Origin of the sequence: Bifidobacterium jacchi (assembly GCF_009078285.1) — a bacterium.
Classification (GTDB): Bacteria; Actinomycetota; Actinomycetes; order Actinomycetales; family Bifidobacteriaceae; genus Bifidobacterium; species Bifidobacterium jacchi.
This window is the reverse complement of record NZ_RQSP01000024.1, coordinates 13884-31572: the sequence shown is the minus strand read 5'-3', so window position 1 is coordinate 31572 and position 17689 is coordinate 13884. Positions and strand designations below refer to the sequence as shown.

Annotated in this window: 11 protein-coding genes and 1 CRISPR repeat array (1 of these 12 running past the window's edge); of the genes, 9 read left to right on the top strand and 2 right to left on the bottom strand. The window is 63.9% G+C overall.

The window, feature by feature from the left end; all coding sequences use genetic code 11:
- Positions 1–161: a CRISPR direct-repeat array (repeat unit 36 nt; unit sequence CAAGCTTATCAAGAAGGGTGAATGCTAATTCCCAGC) (it extends 234 nt beyond the left edge of the window).
- Between the two features lie 7 nt (positions 162–168).
- Genes EHS19_RS11400 through amrS form a run of 3 tightly spaced genes read left to right on the top strand, consistent with a single transcriptional unit; the run spans position 169 to position 4255 of the window.
- A complete protein-coding gene (locus EHS19_RS11400) occupies positions 169–1065 on the top strand; it encodes a tetratricopeptide repeat protein (protein WP_241677144.1) in 897 nt (298 codons plus the stop codon).
- Positions 1066–1125: 60 nt separating this feature from the next.
- The gene (gene amrB, locus EHS19_RS11395) at positions 1126–3102 is read left to right on the top strand and encodes an AmmeMemoRadiSam system protein B (RefSeq protein WP_241677143.1); all 1977 of its coding nucleotides are present in this window, start codon (positions 1126–1128) and stop codon (positions 3100–3102) included.
- Positions 3089–4255: an AmmeMemoRadiSam system radical SAM enzyme gene (amrS, locus tag EHS19_RS07235; protein WP_151917103.1), complete on the top strand. Its 1167-nt coding sequence runs from the start codon at positions 3089–3091 to the stop codon at positions 4253–4255. Before amrB ends, amrS begins: the two co-directional genes overlap by 14 nt.
- 13 nt (positions 4256–4268) lie before the next feature.
- On the opposite strand, the gene EHS19_RS07230 is transcribed toward amrS, so the two are convergent.
- A complete protein-coding gene (locus EHS19_RS07230; protein ID WP_151917102.1) occupies positions 4269–5909 on the bottom strand; it encodes an SCO7613 C-terminal domain-containing membrane protein in 1641 nt (546 codons plus the stop codon).
- Positions 5910–6092: 183 nt separating this feature from the next.
- On the opposite strand from EHS19_RS07230, the gene EHS19_RS07225 reads away from it, so the two are divergent.
- Positions 6093–7895, top strand: a complete 1803-nt coding sequence (locus EHS19_RS07225) for a proline--tRNA ligase (protein ID WP_175578363.1) — start codon at positions 6093–6095, stop codon at positions 7893–7895.
- Positions 7896–8378: 483 nt separating this feature from the next.
- Positions 8379–9035 (top strand): single-stranded DNA-binding protein, encoded by a 657-nt coding sequence (locus EHS19_RS07220; RefSeq protein ID WP_151917100.1) that lies wholly within the window; start codon positions 8379–8381, stop codon positions 9033–9035.
- Between the two features lie 220 nt (positions 9036–9255).
- Here EHS19_RS07220 and EHS19_RS07215 read toward each other — a convergent pair whose 3' ends face one another.
- Positions 9256–11337, bottom strand: coding sequence for a M13 family metallopeptidase (locus tag EHS19_RS07215; protein ID WP_151917099.1), 2082 nt, complete (start codon positions 11335–11337; stop codon positions 9256–9258).
- Positions 11338–11736: 399 nt separating this feature from the next.
- Here EHS19_RS07215 and EHS19_RS07210 point away from each other — a divergent pair, with 399 nt between their 5' ends.
- From EHS19_RS07210 to EHS19_RS07195, 4 genes are all read left to right on the top strand, one after another.
- Positions 11737–12603, top strand: coding sequence for an HdeD family acid-resistance protein (locus tag EHS19_RS07210; RefSeq protein WP_175578362.1), 867 nt, complete (start codon positions 11737–11739; stop codon positions 12601–12603).
- Between the two features lie 171 nt (positions 12604–12774).
- On the top strand, positions 12775–13551 hold the full coding sequence (map, locus tag EHS19_RS07205) for a type I methionyl aminopeptidase (RefSeq protein WP_151917098.1): 777 nt from the start codon (positions 12775–12777) through the stop codon (positions 13549–13551).
- A 227-nt stretch (positions 13552–13778) separates the two neighbouring features.
- Positions 13779–15071 carry a citrate synthase gene (locus EHS19_RS07200; RefSeq protein ID WP_151917097.1) on the top strand — a complete coding sequence of 431 codons (1293 nt, stop codon included), beginning with the start codon at positions 13779–13781 and terminating at the stop codon, positions 15069–15071.
- A 637-nt stretch (positions 15072–15708) separates the two neighbouring features.
- On the top strand, positions 15709–17655 hold the full coding sequence (locus EHS19_RS07195) for a CocE/NonD family hydrolase (protein ID WP_151917096.1): 1947 nt from the start codon (positions 15709–15711) through the stop codon (positions 17653–17655).
- Positions 17656–17689 lie beyond the last annotated feature (34 nt).

Sequence of the window (17689 nt, the reverse complement as noted above, 5' to 3'; positions counted from 1 at the left end):
GCTTATCAAGAAGGGTGAATGCTAATTCCCAGCTGTTCGCGGGTATGCGGCCATCCCTCACCAAGCTTATCAAGAAGGGTGAATGCTAATTCCCAGCCTCTCCAACACGTCCATGGGATTCATACCAAGCTTATCAAGAAGGGTGAATGCTAATTCGATGGCGGCGACGTGTATTTCCTTTATGACGATCCGGTGATCGGCCCCATCCTGCCGCTGCTGTTCATCACCATTCCCGTGAGGGACGCGGACGGGACGCTCGGCCGGGACCGGATCGCCTGCTATCCGGACTATGAGTATGAGGAGATCGATCCTGTGGGTATCGGTCATGCGGATGACGTGGACGAGGGCGTGCCGTTCTACAACGCGGGCACTGCCGAGGATGATTTCTGCCATGTGGCGGATGTCAGCGACCCGGACGGGCATGATGCTCTGCAATACGGCGGCATGTACTACGAGGAAGGAATGGGTTATACCAACTCCGAGGACAGGCAGTCGCGCATCGACTGCTTCAGGGCTGCGGAGATCCTGTATCGGCATGCGGCGGGGCGAGGGCATCCCATTGGATGGCTGTGTCTGGGCTATGTCTACTCTTATGACCGTTGCGAAGGACGGTACTATCGCTCGTATTTCGACAATTACGGCGTAGTTCCGGCGAAACCGGATACGGATGTGCTGGCATACGAATGCTTCCGTCATGCGGCTGAAGCGGGTGTGGCCGAAGGATGCTACAAGCTTGGCGACATGCTGACGGAAGGCAGGGGATGCACGGCCGACGATGCGCAGGCGCTCAACATGTTTCTCAAAGCGTATCGGCACGGACGCAACCAGTCGCCGCGCATCTGGGGAAGCGCCGCGCTCCGACTAGGACACGCATATGCGAACGCGTGCGGCTGTGGGTTGGACTATGAGCGTGCGCTTCACTGGTATACGGTCGCGCGCACTGGTCTCGAACTGGAGGTGCGCGGCGGCGGAGCCGCATACGACGGCCGTTTGTGGGAGGCTGAAGCCGGGATCATGGACATGCGTCAGGCGTTGCGATTGGAAGGGGTATCCGCACGGAGCTGACGTGACCGCTGCCTGGCTGCGACTGCCCCATGACTACCATGGAAGCAGGGGGTGGTGGTCATGATGATGGATGAACAAGGTCATGTCGGCGATCATGGCAGCGATCGCGGCAGCGACGAGGTCGGCGATACGAGTGCCGCTGTCAACGGAACAGTGCGCCCGGCTGCGGTTGCGGGGGCGTTTTATCCGGCGGATCGTGCATCGCTCAGGCATCTGATCGATGCACAGCTTGACTACGGCCGCGCACTGCTGCGTCGGTTGGAGCCGACGCTTCCGAACGGGTGCCCGAAGGCGGTGATCGTGCCGCATGCGGGCTATGTGTACTCGGGAACGACGGCGGCGCTCGCCTATGCACTGCTCGAACGCGGGCACGGCACAGTGAAACGTGCGGTGATCGTCGGACCGACGCATCGCGTGGCCGTGCGAGGCATCGCCTGCTCGACGGCGGCCGCGTTCGCCACGCCGCTGGGCGTGGTGCCGGTGGATGTGGACGGCGAACGCGCAGCGCTGGGCATGTCGTCGGACGGCGAGCCGCTGCGTTCCGGCATGAGCGCGCGCTCCGACGCTCCCGCACCGGCGATGATCGTCAACGATCCCACGCATGAGCGCGAACACGCGGTGGAGGTGCAGATACCGTTCCTGCAGACCGTGATCGGCCACGACCTGACCATCGTGCCGCTGAACGCCGGCGATGCCACGCCGCGCGAGGTGGGCGACGTGCTGCGCGCCTTGTGGGGCGGCCCCGAGACGGTGATCGTCATCAGCTCCGACCTGTCGCATTATCATCCCGAAGCGTACGCTCGGCAGCTCGATGACGCGACCATCGAAGCCATTGCGCACCCGCAGAAGCCGATTCATCCCCGGCGCGCCTGCGGGGCGTATCCGATCAACGGATTGCTGGATGTACTGGTCGCAGGGCTGGCCGTAGAGCTGCAATCGCGCGCCGACCAGCCCGGTCGGCCAATCCAGCCCGGCCGGCCAGTCCAGCCCGGTCGCCGCGATGCCGGTGCTGCGGTCGGCGTTGACCGAGTGGCTGGTGCTGACCGAGCGGCCGGCATCGTGCATGACGACGGCAACGAGCGTCGCGCTGAGCCCGGCTGCGAACCGAGCTTCGATCTGCGGCTGTTGGGACGCAGCACGTCCGGTGACGACGGCGCGGTGGCGCTCGCCGGCCAGTCGCGGCCTGACATGCGCGATCCCGACGAGCCGGTGGTGGGGTACGCCTCGTTCGCCGTCTGGCAGCATGCCGCCGGCACCGACGGCGACGCTGCCGACGTCGGCGATCACCCGGCGGTGGCGCGCGGCGCCGATCGACGGACGACGACTCCCGCGCAATCCATCGAAACCGAAGCCAGACCACAATCCGGTACCAGAGTCGAATCAGAATCCGAAACCGAACGGCGGGGCGAGGTCCTGTTGAACCTCGCGCGCGCGTCGATACGCGAACATCTCGGCATCGACGAGCCGTCAGACGACGCGGTCGAGACGATCATCGCACGACATCCGTGGCTGCGCGAGCCGGGAGCCAGCTTCGTGACGCTGACCGAGAACGGACGTCTTCGCGGCTGCATCGGCACGCTTGAGGCGTACAGATCGCTTGGCGATGACGTGGCCGATCACGCGGTCGACGCCGCCAGCCGCGATCCGCGCTTCGACCCGATCACAGCGGCGGAATATCCGCTCATCGACGTGGAGGTGTCGGTGTTGGGCAGGCCCGAGCCGATCGAGGCCGTGACTCCCCAACAGCGGCCCGGGGACGACGGCATGAAGGCCGGCGAACCGGTGACGCGCCCGGTGCAATCCCGCAACGAGCTGGAACGCGCGCTCAGACCCGGCAGGGATGGCCTCATCCTCGAAGAGCGTGGCGGACGCCATCGCCGTGCGACGTTCCTTCCGCAGGTGTGGGAGCAGCTGCCCATCCCGCATGATTTCGTCTCGCATCTGCTCGCCAAGGCTGGACTGGCTGCGAACCTCGACTGGTCGGACGGCGAAATCGCGTGCGAACGCTACGAGGTGACGGCCTATGCCGAACGCTGACATTGCCGATCGGACCGTTGCAGATCATCGTATCGCCGATCATACTGCTGCCGATCGCACGATCACTGGTCGCGCGGCCGATGATCGTACGATGAATGCCCGTGCGCTCGGCCGCTGGCAGACGCGCTTCGATGACGGCACCGGACGCGCGCGCTGCGAGCTGTGCCCGCGTCGCTGCGTGCTGCGCCCCGGACAGCGCGGCTTCTGCTTCGTGCGATCGAATCACAACGGCACCATCGTCTGCGACACGTATGGCCGCAGCTCGGGATTCGCCGTCGATCCGGTGGAAAAGAAGCCGTTGAACCATTTCCATCCCGGTTCAAGCGTGCTGAGCTTCGGCACGGCGGGCTGCAATTCGGGATGCCGGTTCTGCCAGAACTGGGACATCTCGCGCGCCCGCGACTATGACCGGCTCGGCGTCGAGGCGGGTCCTGGCAGGATTGCGCGCGTCGCCCATGATCGCGGCATCGATGCGGTGGCGTTCACCTACAATGATCCGATCGTGTTCGCCGAGTACGCGATCGACACGGCGGCCGCCTGCCGCGAGCTTGGCATTCACCCGATCGCCGTGACCGCCGGATACATGAGCGCGGCGGCGCGTCCGGACTTCTACGCGGCGATGGATGCGGCGAACATCGACCTGAAGGGCTTCACCGAGGACTTCTACTGGAAAATCACCGGCACGCATCTGGCCGACGTGCTCGACACCATCGACTACGCGGTCAACGAGGCGCGCACCCCGGACGGCGGGCATGTGTGGGTGGAACTCACCACGCTGCTCATCCCCGGGCTCAATGACGACGATGCCCAGCTGCATGCCGAATGCGCTTGGATTCGCGATCATCTGGGCTCGGACGTGCCATTGCACTTCTCCGCGTTCCATCCGGCCTGGAGGATGCAGGACGTGCCGCCGACCCCGTTCGCGACGTTGACCAAAGCGCGCGCGATCGCGATCGACGAAGGGCTGCGCTACGTGTACACCGGCAACGTGCATGATCGCGACGGCGACACCACATACTGCCCGAATCCGGATTGCCATGCCGCGCTGGTGGAGCGCGACTGGTACCGGATCGTCGCCGACCGCCTGTCCGCCGCGCATGGCGGCGACGGTCATTGCCCCGACTGCGGTACCGCGATCGCCGGCCGGTGGTAATTGGGATTCCTCCTCAGCGCATCTGACTGATACGCTGCCCGAACGATCGCATGGAACCGACGCTCGCCTCGTAGCGTGCCGCCACACCGATCAGCAGCAGACCGGCGACGATCAGCCACGCCCACCAGAAGTCACGCGAGAACGCGGCGATCCACGGCCACAACTGCGAGAACGCGTGCACGACGAGCACAACCGCCCCCATGACGGTCGGCGCCTGCCAGCCCACCGCCACACCGGCCAGCAATGCCGCCAACGCCGCGACGAACAACAGCGCCACACGAATCGTGGACGGCGCTATGAGCGGATTCCAGGTCTCCAATAGCGGTGCGACGAGCAGAAACGCCAACCCCGGCCACAACGCCGCCCAGCTGCGCAGATCGCGGCGAAGCATCATCTGACGGATGCCGGCCGCCAGCGCCGCGGCACCGAACAGCGCGCAGAACACGTCCGGCGGCATCGTCGCGGTGTCGGGCCAGCGCGTCGTGAACGACAGTGTGACGGTCGTCACCGCGGCAATGAGACCGACCGTCCAGCGAATCGTGTTCTGCGGCGGTCTCGGCTGCGGCTTCGCGGGCACCGGCGGATACGTGGATTGTTGGGAGTATGGATCGCGAGTGACGAATGCCGCGGATGCCGGCGAAGGCGCATACGGATGCGGCAGCGGCTGCGGCTGGTATGCGGATGATGAACTGCGTGGCGCGATGCGGCGCGGAACATCGCTCATCCACGCCAGCACGACGAACGCGAGCATCAGCACGAAACCGACGGTCGCGGCGATGCGGCGCGCGGGATCGGTCGCATCGTAGACACCGATGACGAAGACCATGAGCAGCAGCGTGGAGACGATGGCGGTGATCGCGCGCTGCGTGCCGAATCGTTCGGATTGTGTGCCGGAGCGCGCGGATTGTGCATCGCCGTGCAGCGCACGCGGCGCGCAGGCAATGCCGCCGAGGATCGCCAGTGCACCGATGATCAGCACATCCGCGACGATCATAGGCGTGTGCGGCGGGTCCAGAGCGACGGAAAACGCGACCGGCAGCGCCCCGGCGGCAAAGAGCGAGTATGCGCGCAGCGGGGCGTCGGCGGATGCGGCAGCACGACTTGTGATCGCATGCAATGCCAGCGAAACGGCTGTGATCGCCAGCAGAATCCCGCCGGTGACCACGCCCGTCAGATCGGCTTTGTCGACCGATTCCAAGCCGCCGATGAGCACCGCATCGACCGACCATGCGAGCAATCCCGCCCACGTCAAACCTTCGGCGGTGGACCGCAGCCGGCCGGTCAGCGCAATCGCGGCGGCCAGTGCGAGCGCGCCGATGATGCCGATCATAAGGATTCGGCCCATCTCGCCGAATGCGTACGCAAGGGACGCCAAGGCGACCACGCCGAACATCAGCAGCGTCACGCCGACCCACAGCAGCAGCATCTGAGCGCCGGAACGCCGCGGGGCGACGAATCGCGGGCCGGTGGGTGGCTGTGCGGGTGGCTGCGTGGGCGGCTGTGCGGGTTGCTCAATGCCGGGTTGGTTGGGGGTTGACTGGGCGCTATCGGATTGGATGCCGGCATACGTATCCTGTGAATTGTGCGTATCGTGCGTATCGTGCGTGTGCGGTGGCGCCTGATGCGGCGATGCAATGCCGGTGTACTCGTCCATGATTCCCCCTCGACGGTTGGCGGCCGGTGATAATGGTCAATTATGGCAGTTGCCGCGGTCATGAAGTGGGCGTGGGACGGTCATGAAGTGGGCGTGGAGCGGTCATGGAGCGTGCGTGGGGCCGCCGTGTGATAGTCGTGACGGCGGCTTCGGCGGTCCGGCTGACTGAGTAGGTTGGGGCGTATGAGTTCCAAAGCACTTCGCATGTCTACCCTGTTCCTGCGCACGTTGCGCGAGGACCCCGCCGACGCGGACGTCGATTCCGCAAAACTGCTGCAGCGCGCCGGATACATCCGCAAGGCCGCGCCCGGCATCTGGACCTGGCTGCCGCTCGGCCTGCGCGTTCTCAACAAGATCGAGGCCATCATCCGCGAGGAGATCAATGGCATCGGCGCCCAGGAGGTGCACTTCCCGGCCCTGCTGCCGCGCGAGCCGTATGAGGCCACCCATCGTTGGGAGGAGTACGGCGACAACATCTTCCGCCTCAAGGACCGTCATCAGGCCGACTACCTGCTGGCGCCCACCCATGAGGAGATGTTCACGCTGCTCGTCAAGGACATGTATTCCTCGTACAAGGATCTGCCGGTCACGCTGTACCAGATCCAGACCAAGTACCGTGACGAGTTCCGCCCGCGCGCCGGCCTTATTCGCGGCCGCGAGTTCATCATGAAGGACGCCTACTCGTTCACCATCGACGAGGAGGGCATGAAGAAGGCGTACTACGACGAGCGCGGCGCCTATGAGCGCATCTTCCAGCGGCTCGATCTCAGGTACGTGCCCGTGTTCGCCATGTCCGGCCCGATGGGCGGCTCCGCGTCCGAGGAGTTCCTGGCCCCGATGGCCATCGGCGAGGACACGTTCGCGCTGGCCCCCTCCGGCAAGGCGTGGAACGTCGAGGCGCTGCACACGCCCGAGCTGCCCGAGATCGACGCGTCCGGCACGCCGGCGATGGATACCCGCGACACGCCGGATGCCAAGACCATCGAGGCGCTGGTCGATGCCGCCGACCGCCTGTATCCGCGTGAGGACGGCCGCGCATGGACGGCTGCGGACACGCTCAAGACCGTGGCCATCACGGTGATGCACGCCGAGGACGACGATCATGACGAACCGTGGCGAGAAGTCGTCGCCGTGGCCGTGCCCGGCGATCGTCAGGTGGACATGAAGCGTCTGGAGGCACAGTTCGCGCCTTCCGAGATCGAGGAGTCCACTGAGGATGATCTCAAGGCTCACCCGGAGATGGTGGCCGGATATATGGGTCCGATGGCGTTCGGCAAGCAGGGAGAGGCCGCTGGCATCGCCGAGCCGGTTCGTTTCTTTGTTGATGCGCATGTCGTCAAGGGCTCCGAGTGGATCATCGGCGGCGATGAGACCGGCAAGCATCGTTTCCATGCGGTCTACGGCCGTGACTTCGAGGCTGATGGTGTGGTCGAGGCGGTTGAGGTGCGTCACGGCGACATGAGCCCCGACGGCTCCGGTCCGTTGAGCTTCGAACGCGGCGTGGAGATCGGCCAGGTGTTCCAGCTTGGCCTCAAGTACTCCAATGCGCTGGGACTCAAGGTTCTTGACCAGAACGGCAAGGCGGTGCCGGTGTGGATGGGCTGCTACGGCATCGGCGTGTCCCGCGTGCTCGCATGCATCGCGGAGACGCATCACGACGATCGCGGTCTGGCATGGCCGTCGGTGATCGCGCCGGCGCAGGTGCATGTGGTGGCGACCGGCAAGGATGCGGCTGCGTTCGAGGCCGCCGAACGGCTTGTCTCCGATCTGGAGGCGCGAGGCGTTGAAGTCATCTACGACGACCGCAAGAAGGTGTCGCCGGGCGTCAAGTTCAAGGACGCCGAGCTGATCGGCGTGCCGCTGATCGCCGTCGCCGGTCGCGATACCGTGAACAACGGCACGATCGAAGTGCGTGATCGTGACGGCGGCAACTCGGTTGCCGTGCCGGTCGCCGACGCGGTCGATGAGATCATGAAGCGCCTGTAACAGGTTTCGCGGCCAGTGGCGTTACTGTCTGTAGCTCCGCTGGCTGCTTTTGCCGCCTTTGGCTGCGGCAGATTGCGGCAGATTGCGGCCGCGCGACATCCCATGAGGGTTCGTCGCGCGGCCTTTTTGCGTATTGCACAGCTATTGCATAGACTATGCGGGCCTATGCTTCCCTTGTGCTGTCCGCTGACGCAGTCCGCTGCGCAGTGACGCAGTGGTTTTCGCGTTTTTCGCAAGATCGCTGGGTTTTTCGCAGTCGAGTTTTCCACAACACGCCGAAGGGTGGGCTCTGCGTCCACAATGCCCTTTTGGGCTTTCGCTATCGCAGTTGATGATGCACAGTGGACTGACCGCATGAACCACGGTTCCGGCCGATGGCAGACGAGTGCATTCAAAGCATCGCCGAGAACGCCAGTCAGACGAGATCCCTGAGCCGTGGTTCGGTCGGGCCACACGTGCCAAAGCATTAGCAAGGAGATCATCATGGCAATTCAGGACAGCACCATCACCATCACCGGCAGAGCAGGCAGCGAGCCAAGGGAATTCGGTCCCAAGGAGCGATCCATGTGCTCATTCAGGCTGGCATCCTCGCGCGGCTATTATGACGACAATCGGCAGTGGAAGAACCTTCCAACCACATGGGTGACGGTCAAGACGTACCGAACACTGGCGCAGAACCTGCTTACCTGTCTGCGCAAGGGTACGCCGCTCATCGTCGTGGGCACGCTCGGCATGGAGGAGTGGGCCGACAATACAGGCAAGCGCCAGACGCAGATCGTCATCAACGCCAGCAACGTCGGGCCGGATCTCAACTACGGCATCGCGCGGCTTCAAGTGCCGAGAAAGGAGGATGAGGCAGCCGCGGGTGGCGCTCAGAATGCGGGTTCAAACGCACCCGCCAATGGAAGCGCTCCCGCAAACGTCGCATTTGCGCAGAACGGAGCCGGCAATGCTATGCCGCAGGGTGCTCAGATCGACACCAGTGCGGTGCAGGACGGTCAGGATTCGTCACAGTCGAGCGAGCCTGCGCAGGGTGCGTCGGCGCAGAACCATCCGCTGCAGAGCATGCCGCCGAATGGCATGCCGCCGGATGCCGAGATGGCTGAAGAACCAACCGACGAGTTCGGCGGTGGCATGTGATTCGGCAGGATGCGATTCGACTACGTGTCATCCGGCGGGATTGACCATGCAGTCGGCAAACTCCGGCCATTGCTCTTTGTCATTGAAGTGTGTGATCAATGGTCGATGCCCGTCGAACAATGGCCAATAATCGGTTCTCCGGCCAGAGCACACCGACAGCACGGGCAGGTCGCCGGGTGGGTACCGGGGCTAGGCTGCCGGACAGCCTAGCCCCGGCAGGTCACCAGATGGAGACGCGGTGCTCCGGAGCGAGCCACATGCCGTCGCCTTCGTGCACGCCGAACGCCTTGTAGAACAGGTCGACGTTGCGCACGATGCCGTTCGTGCGGCATTCGGCGGGGGAGTGAGGATCGATCTGCAGATACTGCTCCGCCAGCTCGTCGCGGTTCTTGGTGCGCCAGATCGAGGCGTAGCTCAGGAAGAAGCGCTGAACGCCGGTGTATCCGTCGATCACGGGAGCCGAGTCCAGAGACTGCTCGATCGCCTCGACAGAACCGTCCTTGGAGCGGCCAGCGGCCTCGTCAAGCGCGAAGGCGTATGCCTTGAGCGCGATGGTCACGCCGCCAAGATCGCCGATGTTCTCGCCGATGGTCAGGGCGCCGTTGACGTGCGGGGCCTTGTCGGGCTCGTCGGCGTACTTCTCGGCGAGCTGCACGGGCACGAACGCGTTGTACTGTTCGATGAGCGCCTTCGTGCGCGCCTCGAAGTTCGCCTTGTCCTCCGGGGTCCACCAGTCCGCCAGCGTGCCGTCGCCGTCGTACTGCGAGCCCTGATCGTCGAAGCCGTGGCCGATCTCGTGGCCGATCACGGCACCGATTCCGCCGTAGTTGGCCGCATCGTCGGCCTTAGGGTTGAAGAACGGAGGCTGAAGAATCGCTGCGGGGAACACGATCACGTTCTTGCTGGGATCGTAGTAGGCGTTGACGGTCTGCGGGTTCATCTCCCACTCGCCCTTGTCGACGGGCTTGCCCGCCTTGGCGAGTCGGTATCCGGTCTCGTACAGGTTCGCGGCGCGCATGTTGTCGACCAGCCCCTTGTCGGCGCGCACGTCGAGTGCGGTGTAGTCGCGCCAATGCTCCGTGTAGCCGATCATCGGCGTGAACTTGGAGAGCTTCTCCAGCGCCTTGGCCTTGGTGTCCTCGCCCAGCCAGTCGCTGTTCGTGATCGAGACGCGATAGGCGTCGATGAGGTTCGCCACGAGCTGCTCCATGCGCTGCTTGGAACTTTCGGGGAAGTGACGGCGCACATATTCGCGTCCGACGTCCTCGCCGCACACGCCGTCGACCAGACCCACCGCGCGCTTCCAACGGTCGCGCTGCTCCTTGGCGCCGGACAGCGTGCGACCGTAGAAGTCGAAGTTCGTGCGGTCGAACTTGCCGGACAGCAGCCCAGCCCAGCCGATGAGCGTATGCACCAGCGCCCACAGCTTGAGATCGTCGAGCTCGGCGTCGCGCCAGAAGGCGTTGAGCGCCTTGAAGAAGCTGGGCTCATGCACGATCGTATGCTCCATGGCCTCCCGCAGATCGACCGGCTGGGCCTTGGAGGCGTCCGTCGCGTCATAGGCGTGCTGCCAGGCGTCGACCCATGCGTCGAGGTCGAAGTCGGCGAGGGTGTCGCGCAGTGTGGCATAGGAGGTCGGATTGTACGTCTTCACCGAGTCGCGGGTCGCCACATTGTCCCAGTGCCCGGCGGCGATGCGGCTTTCCACGTCAAGGAGTCGGTTCGCCTTGGCGTCGGCCTCGTCCTCGTCGGCGACCAGGCCGGCGTTGCGCAGCTGACGGGAGATCATGTCCACGTAGGCGTCGCGGATGGGCTTGTAGCGATCCTCGCGATAGTAGGCCTCGTCGGGCAGTCCCAGACCGCCCTGTCCGATGTGCAGCACGTTCGTGTTCGGATCCTTCGGATCGCCGATCACACCGGTGTCGAACAGATCGGGGCCGCCGGTGATGTTCGCGGCGCCCAGTACGCGAACGAGATCGGCCTTGGTACTGACCTCCGCAATGGCATCGAGGTCGGCCTTGATCGGGCTGATGCCCGCCGCCTCGATCGCATCGGTGTCAAGGAAGGAGCGGTACAGGGCCTGCGATTTGACCGCAGGGCAGTCGTCGTCCTCAAGGATGTCGCGGATCTGATGCTCCGCATCCTCGGCGAGCTTGTCGAATGAGCCGTAGCGGGAGCGGTCGTCGGGCAGGCGATAGGTGTCGATCCACGGTCCGTTCACGAAACGGAACAGATCGTCGGACGGCTTGATGACGGATGAGAACGATGCCGGATCGATGCCGGATGTCAATGCAGTAGTCATGGCCTCCAGCCTAATACGCGGCGGCGATTGCGATAGCACGGCGATGGTTCCGCATCGGCTCGGCGGCGGTCCACCGCGGCTTGGTGACGGTTTCCTGGCGGCGGTTTCGCATCCTGTGAAAACTGATGGATGAAAACGGACGGTTCCGTCGATTCTGCCTATGGACAACCGCGTGCCGCCTCGTACAATCGGTCATAACAGACCGCTGCGGAATGCGTTGCGAGATGTCTACTGCCTCGGATCATCGGATCGTCGCAGATGTCTCATCGCCGCTTCGAGCGCCATGAACGCGACGATCAGTCGTCACGACGATCATGCAGACGCGACACGCGCGCATGCAACAGTCATGCAGACGCAGCGCACGCAGCCGAGGACTCACGCCAACCGGAAGGAGTCGCGATGAACAGCAGCAACAGCAGCAACAGCAGCAACAGCAACGATCGCAATATGCATGATGATATGAATGCCGGCAACGGCGGCGGACAGCCGGAATACGGTGCCTATGCGCCCAACGGCGGCATCCGCGGCGCTGAACCCAACGGCGAATCCGCAGCCAATGCCGATTCCGGTGCGAACTACGGCCGTCCATACGCCTACGTTGATCCCAACGCGCAGTGGAACGGTCCGCGCAACACCGCCGGCGATCCCGGCGCGCAGTACGGTCCCGCCGACTGGCAGCACGTCAACCCGTTCAAACTGGTCGAGGAGATGCTGCCCCAGCGGGCGAAAAGCGCCATACGCTGCATGTATGGCATCGTGGGCATCGCCGCGCTCGTGCTCGGCGTGGCGCTGCTGTTCTGGCCCAGTCGCACCTTCACTGTGCTTGCGGTCGCGCTCGGCATCTATTTCGTGGTTTCCGGCGTGATCCGCATCGTCAGTGCGATCGTGGAGCTTGGTCTGCCAGCCGGCTGGCGTGTGCTCGACATCATGATCGGCGTGCTGCTTGCGGTCGGCGGCGTCGCGGTGCTCAAAAACGCCATGCTCTCCGGGCAGACGCTGGCGATCATGGTCACGCTCGTCATAGGCATGGGCTGGATCACCGAGGGTGTGATGGCGATAGCCGAATCGTGGCGGACCATACGCGCCGGCTGGTCGGTCGCCTATGGCGTCATCTCGATCATCGCAGGACTGGTCGTGCTGTTCGCGCCGCTGAGCTCCACCGTGTTTCTGGTGATCTTCGCCGGATGCTCCCTTGTGGTCATGGGCGTCTCCTCGCTGGTGCGCGCGTTCACGTTCGGACGCTCCGCCTCCGCTTCGCGTCGTTGAGCCGCGTCGCTGAGTCACACCTCCGCATCTCGTCGCCGAATCACGTCGCCGGGGGCCGCGTTGCCCAATCGTGTTGCCCCGCATCCCGCCCTGCGTCCGAATGACGATGCGCTGGGCTACTGTGAGAATCAATCCGTGAGAAGCAATCTCAATAATTGTAGAAAGACACTCATGATCGAACTGAAGACACCACAGGAAATCGAGGCGATGAAGCCGGCGGGCCGCTTCGTCGGGCATATTCTCCGGGAGCTGCGCTCCATGACGAAGGTGGGCACCAACCTGCTGGAGATCGACGAATTCGTCCACAAGCAGATCGTCGACCGCAAGGGGGCGCTGTCCTGCTATGTGGACTATGCGCCGGATTTCGGAACCGGTCCGTTCGCGCACTACATCTGCACGTCCGTCAACGATGCGGTGCTTCACGGCGTGCCCTACGACTACACGCTCAAGGACGGTGATCTGGTGTCGCTGGATCTCGCCATCAACGTGGACGGCTGGGTCGGCGACTCCGCTATCAGCTTCGTCGTCGGCAACGATCCCGACCAGAGCGATCTGCGGCTCATCAAGTGCACCGAAGAGGCGCTCGCAGCCGGCATCGACGCCGCACAGCCCGGCAACAGGCTCGGCGACATCTCCTCGACCATCGGCGATGTGGCGCGTGAATACGGATATCCGATCAACCTTGAATTCGGTGGCCACGGCGTCGGTCACATCATGCACGGCGATCCGCACGTTCCCAACGACGGCAAGGCCCATCACGGCTACCGGCTGCGTCCGGGACTGGTGATCGCCATCGAACCGTGGTTCCTCAAGACCACCGACGAGATCTATCAGGACCCCAAGGACGGCTGGACGCTGCGCTCCTCCGACGGTTCGCGCGGCGCACACAGCGAGCACACCATCGCCATCACCGAGGACGGACCGGTCATCCTCACCACGCGCGACTGACGGGCACGCGGCGGCGGTCCCATCGACTGCGCCGCGAGCATACGCCAAACGGGGTCCCTGAAGCTCAGTGCTTGAAGCTCAGGGACCCCGTTTTTTGCGTTTGCTGCGTTTTTGAGCTTTTGCAGTTTGGTTTTTTTGAGATGCCGACTTGCGTCGAAACATGCATGCCCTATAGTGATCGATACTTTCGCGAGACAGGTCGCAGGTGAATCGAAAGGAGCACGGACATGGCAACCGCCCAGCTGAACGTCGACGACAGCAGGTATACGCTGCCGGTGGTCACCGCCACGGAAGGGCCGGACGGCATCGTGGTCTCCACGTTGCGCAACGACGGTTGGGTCACGCTCGATCCCGGATTCCTGACGACGGCGCAGTGCGAATCGAAGATCACGTTCATCGACGGCCAGCGTTCCATACTGCGCTACCGCGGCTATCCGATCGAGCAGCTGTGCGACCAGTCCGATTTCCTTGAGGTGGCGTGGCTGCTGCGGCATGGCGAACTGCCCAACCGCCAGCAGTACGAGAAGTTCTGCTCCGATGTCAACCATCGCACGATGGTCGGCGAGGATTTCCGCACGTTCCTCGGCTCGTTCCCGCGCACCGCGCATCCGATGAGCATGCTCGCCTCGGCGGTCAACGCGCTGGCCACGTTCTACCCGGACACGACCGACATCAATGATTCCGACCAGCTGGACGAGGCGGCCGTGGTCATCATGGCGAAAGTGCGCACGATCGTGTCGTACATCTTCCGCCGTCGCCGCGACGAGCCGATGCTCTATCCGGACTATGCGCGCGGCTACGTCGACGACTTCCTGCGCATGTGCTTCGCCGTGCCCTACGAGCCGTTCGAGTCCGATCCGCTGTATGTGCACGCGCTCGGCCGACTGCTCATCATCCATGCCGACCATGAGCAGAACTGCTCCACGTCGGTGGTGCGCATCGCCGGTTCCGCACACGCCAACCTGTATTCGGCGATCGCCGCCGGCATCAACGCATTGTCCGGCCCGTTGCACGGCGGTGCGAACGAGGCGGTGCTGCGCCAGCTCAAGGCCATCCGCGACTCCGGCAAGTCGGTGCGCGAGTTCGTCGAGGAGGCCAAGGCCAACGGGCAGCGCATCTCCGGACTTGGTCATCGCGTGTACAAGTCGTATGATCCTCGTGCAGCGATCGCGAAGACCTATCTGGAGAAGATCATGGCGCGCGAGGACACGACGAAGCTGCCCGCCGACGAACGGGCGCTGTTCGACGTTGCCGTCGAGCTGGAGTCGATCGCGCTGAGCGACGAGTACTTCGTTTCGCGCCACCTGTACCCCAATGTGGATTTCTACACCGGACTGATCTACCGTGCGATCGGCTTCGATCCGGCCATGTTCACCACCTTGTTCGCGCTTGGCCGCATTCCCGGTTGGATCGCGCAGTATCGCGAGATGCTCGCCGATCCCAACACGAAGATCGGCCGTCCGAGGCAGGTCTACACCGGCGAGACCGAACGCGACTACGTGCCGCTCGACCAGCGTTGACGGCGGTGTTGACGATCGGCTGGCGGTTACGGCTGGCGGCTCCAGTGGCGTGGCGAATGGAATCAGAGTCTCGTAATGTGGGATTCAAGGCGCGTTCACCATCTGTTCGTGGCATAATCCGCGCGAAACGCCGATCTTGGGAATAGTGACTCCTGTTCGTATATTGGAATGTAGGGCATGCCACAAGCATGTCCTACAACCAGCGGCTTGACCGCATCGTACGATCCCACAAGGAGCACTATCATGTATGACACCATTCGGCCGGTCGCATACGCGACCAACAACATCATCTGGGCACCGGTTCTCACCACTCAGAATCACGATCCGCTCAATCCCATCGCCGACCGGCGGTGATGTGAGCGCGCGGTGACGCACGCACTGTCCCCGATCGCCACGGCGAGTCGGCGCGGACGACGGCGTATCCGCATTCACCAAGACGTATTGCGTCGATGCTCGCAACGGGTGTCGACGGCGGCGGGCCAGGCGAGGAATCGCCCGGCCCGCTTTTTGTTGCCGCTGTGCAGCTGATATTGCTGTGCCGCTATTGCCGACGTTGTTGTGCGGTGACTGTAGCGTGGTCACGGGCGGCCGATCAGCGGTCGATCATGATGCGAGGCCGGCCTGACTGGAGGAAGACATGGCTCAATCACAGGGTGGATCACAGAGCGGATCGCAGGGCGGCACGGCGCGCTACTCCTATGAGAACGCGATTCGCGAGTTCGTCTACATCGAATTGCCGTTCGACGGCGATGCCGACGGGCGCAACGATCTCATCCGCGCGGACATCATTCGCCCGCGTGAGCTCGACGGCGTGGAGCGGATTCCCGTCATCATGGACCCGAGTCCGTATTATGAGCTCTACGACCGGCATGGCGAGAAGAAGACCTACATGCATCCCGAGGACAAGTGGAACAGTCCGCTGTCCCTGTTCCCGTTCTTCTTCGACAACTATTTCGTGCCGCGCGGCTACGCGGTCATCATGGTCGATACGTCCGGTACCGCGCTGTCGGAGGGATTCTGCGACATCGGCGGTCGCAAGGACGTCGCCTCGGCCAATGCGGTGGTCGACTGGCTCAACGGCCGCGCGAAGGGCTATATGACGCGGGATCGACGCGAACCGGACAATGAGATGACGGCGGATTGGGCATCCGGCCTCGTCGGCGCGATCGGAAAATCCTATGACGGCTCCGTGCCCAACGGCATGGCCGCAACCGGCATCGAAGGGCTCAGGACGATCGTGCCGATCTCCGCCATCTCCAGCCAATACGACTGGTATCATCCGCATGGCGCGCTGCTCAACGGCGACGATGCGGACGGAGGCTGGTTCGAGCCGGACAACTTCGCGGTGACGCTTCAGTCCCCGGCCGAGGGGCGGCTGCAGCGGTTCAACACGAAGGGCGGGTGGCAGACGCTGCACGACGGCGCCGACAAGGAGCTGCGCCGATACAACGACTTCTGGGCGGAGCGCGACTATCGGTCGCATGTCAAGGACTTCAAGGCGGCCGTGTTCATCGTGCACGGCGTCAACGACCTCAACGTGATGATGAATCAGGTCGACACCTACTGGGACGCCTTGTGCCAATACGATGTGCCACGCAAGATCTGGCTTCATCAGTACGCGCACGACGACCCGTTCGACGTGCGCCACGACGTGTGGCTGACGACGCTGGAACGCTGGTTCGACTACTGGCTCAAAAGCGTCGACAACGGCATCATGGACGAGCCCGTCGCCTCGATCGAGGACGGGGACGGCAACTGGCACGAGTATGCGAGCTGGCCGGTTCCGGCGACGACGATGCACACGTTCACGGTGCGCCCCGGCACGGCGGCGGTGGAATCGAACGATTCGGATGCCACGGTTGCTGGGCATGCTGGGGCTGCTGCCGCGGCGCGTCTTGGCTCGTTGGTCGAATCCGACGCCGCCGATGTTGCCGATGGCACCGACGATAGTGCCGATGCTGCTGCGGCCGATGCGTCGCAGAGCGCGAACGCGGGCATGATCGCGACGTTCAAGGGCGCGCGCATCCACGAGCTCACGCCGTACGCCGATTCCACGGTTCCCCACGACGACCGGCTGCTCTATGTGTCCGAGCCGTTGCCGCACGATATGCATGTCTCCGGCACGCCGCGTCTGACCATGCGCGTCAAGGCGACTGCCGGCGACACGAATCTGTGCGCCTCGCTCATCGAATACGGCGAAGGCAACTACGTGCAGGTCAGCGAGGACATCCACGCGCTCATCGAACTCAAGGAGAAGCGTCCGGCGTGCGGCGGCACCAGCGACGAGGACAAGGCGATCTTCCCCATATGCGCGCCACGCAAATCGCATGAGATGTACAACATGGTGACCCGTGGATGGATCGCCACCGCGCATAAGGATTCCCTCACCGAATTCACGCCCACGCCGGTCGGCGAATGGTTCGACGTCTCCTTCGATCTGCTCGCCACCGACTGGATCGTGCGCGCCGGCCATCGGCTCGCGCTCGCCGTCTACAACAATTCCCAGCGCCTTGCCGCGGTGCCGTTGTCGGACTTCACCGTCGATCTCGCCTCGCTGCGTCTGAGCGTGCCGATGGCGGGCTGATGTCACTCGGGCGGCTGGCGGGCTACTGGCGGTA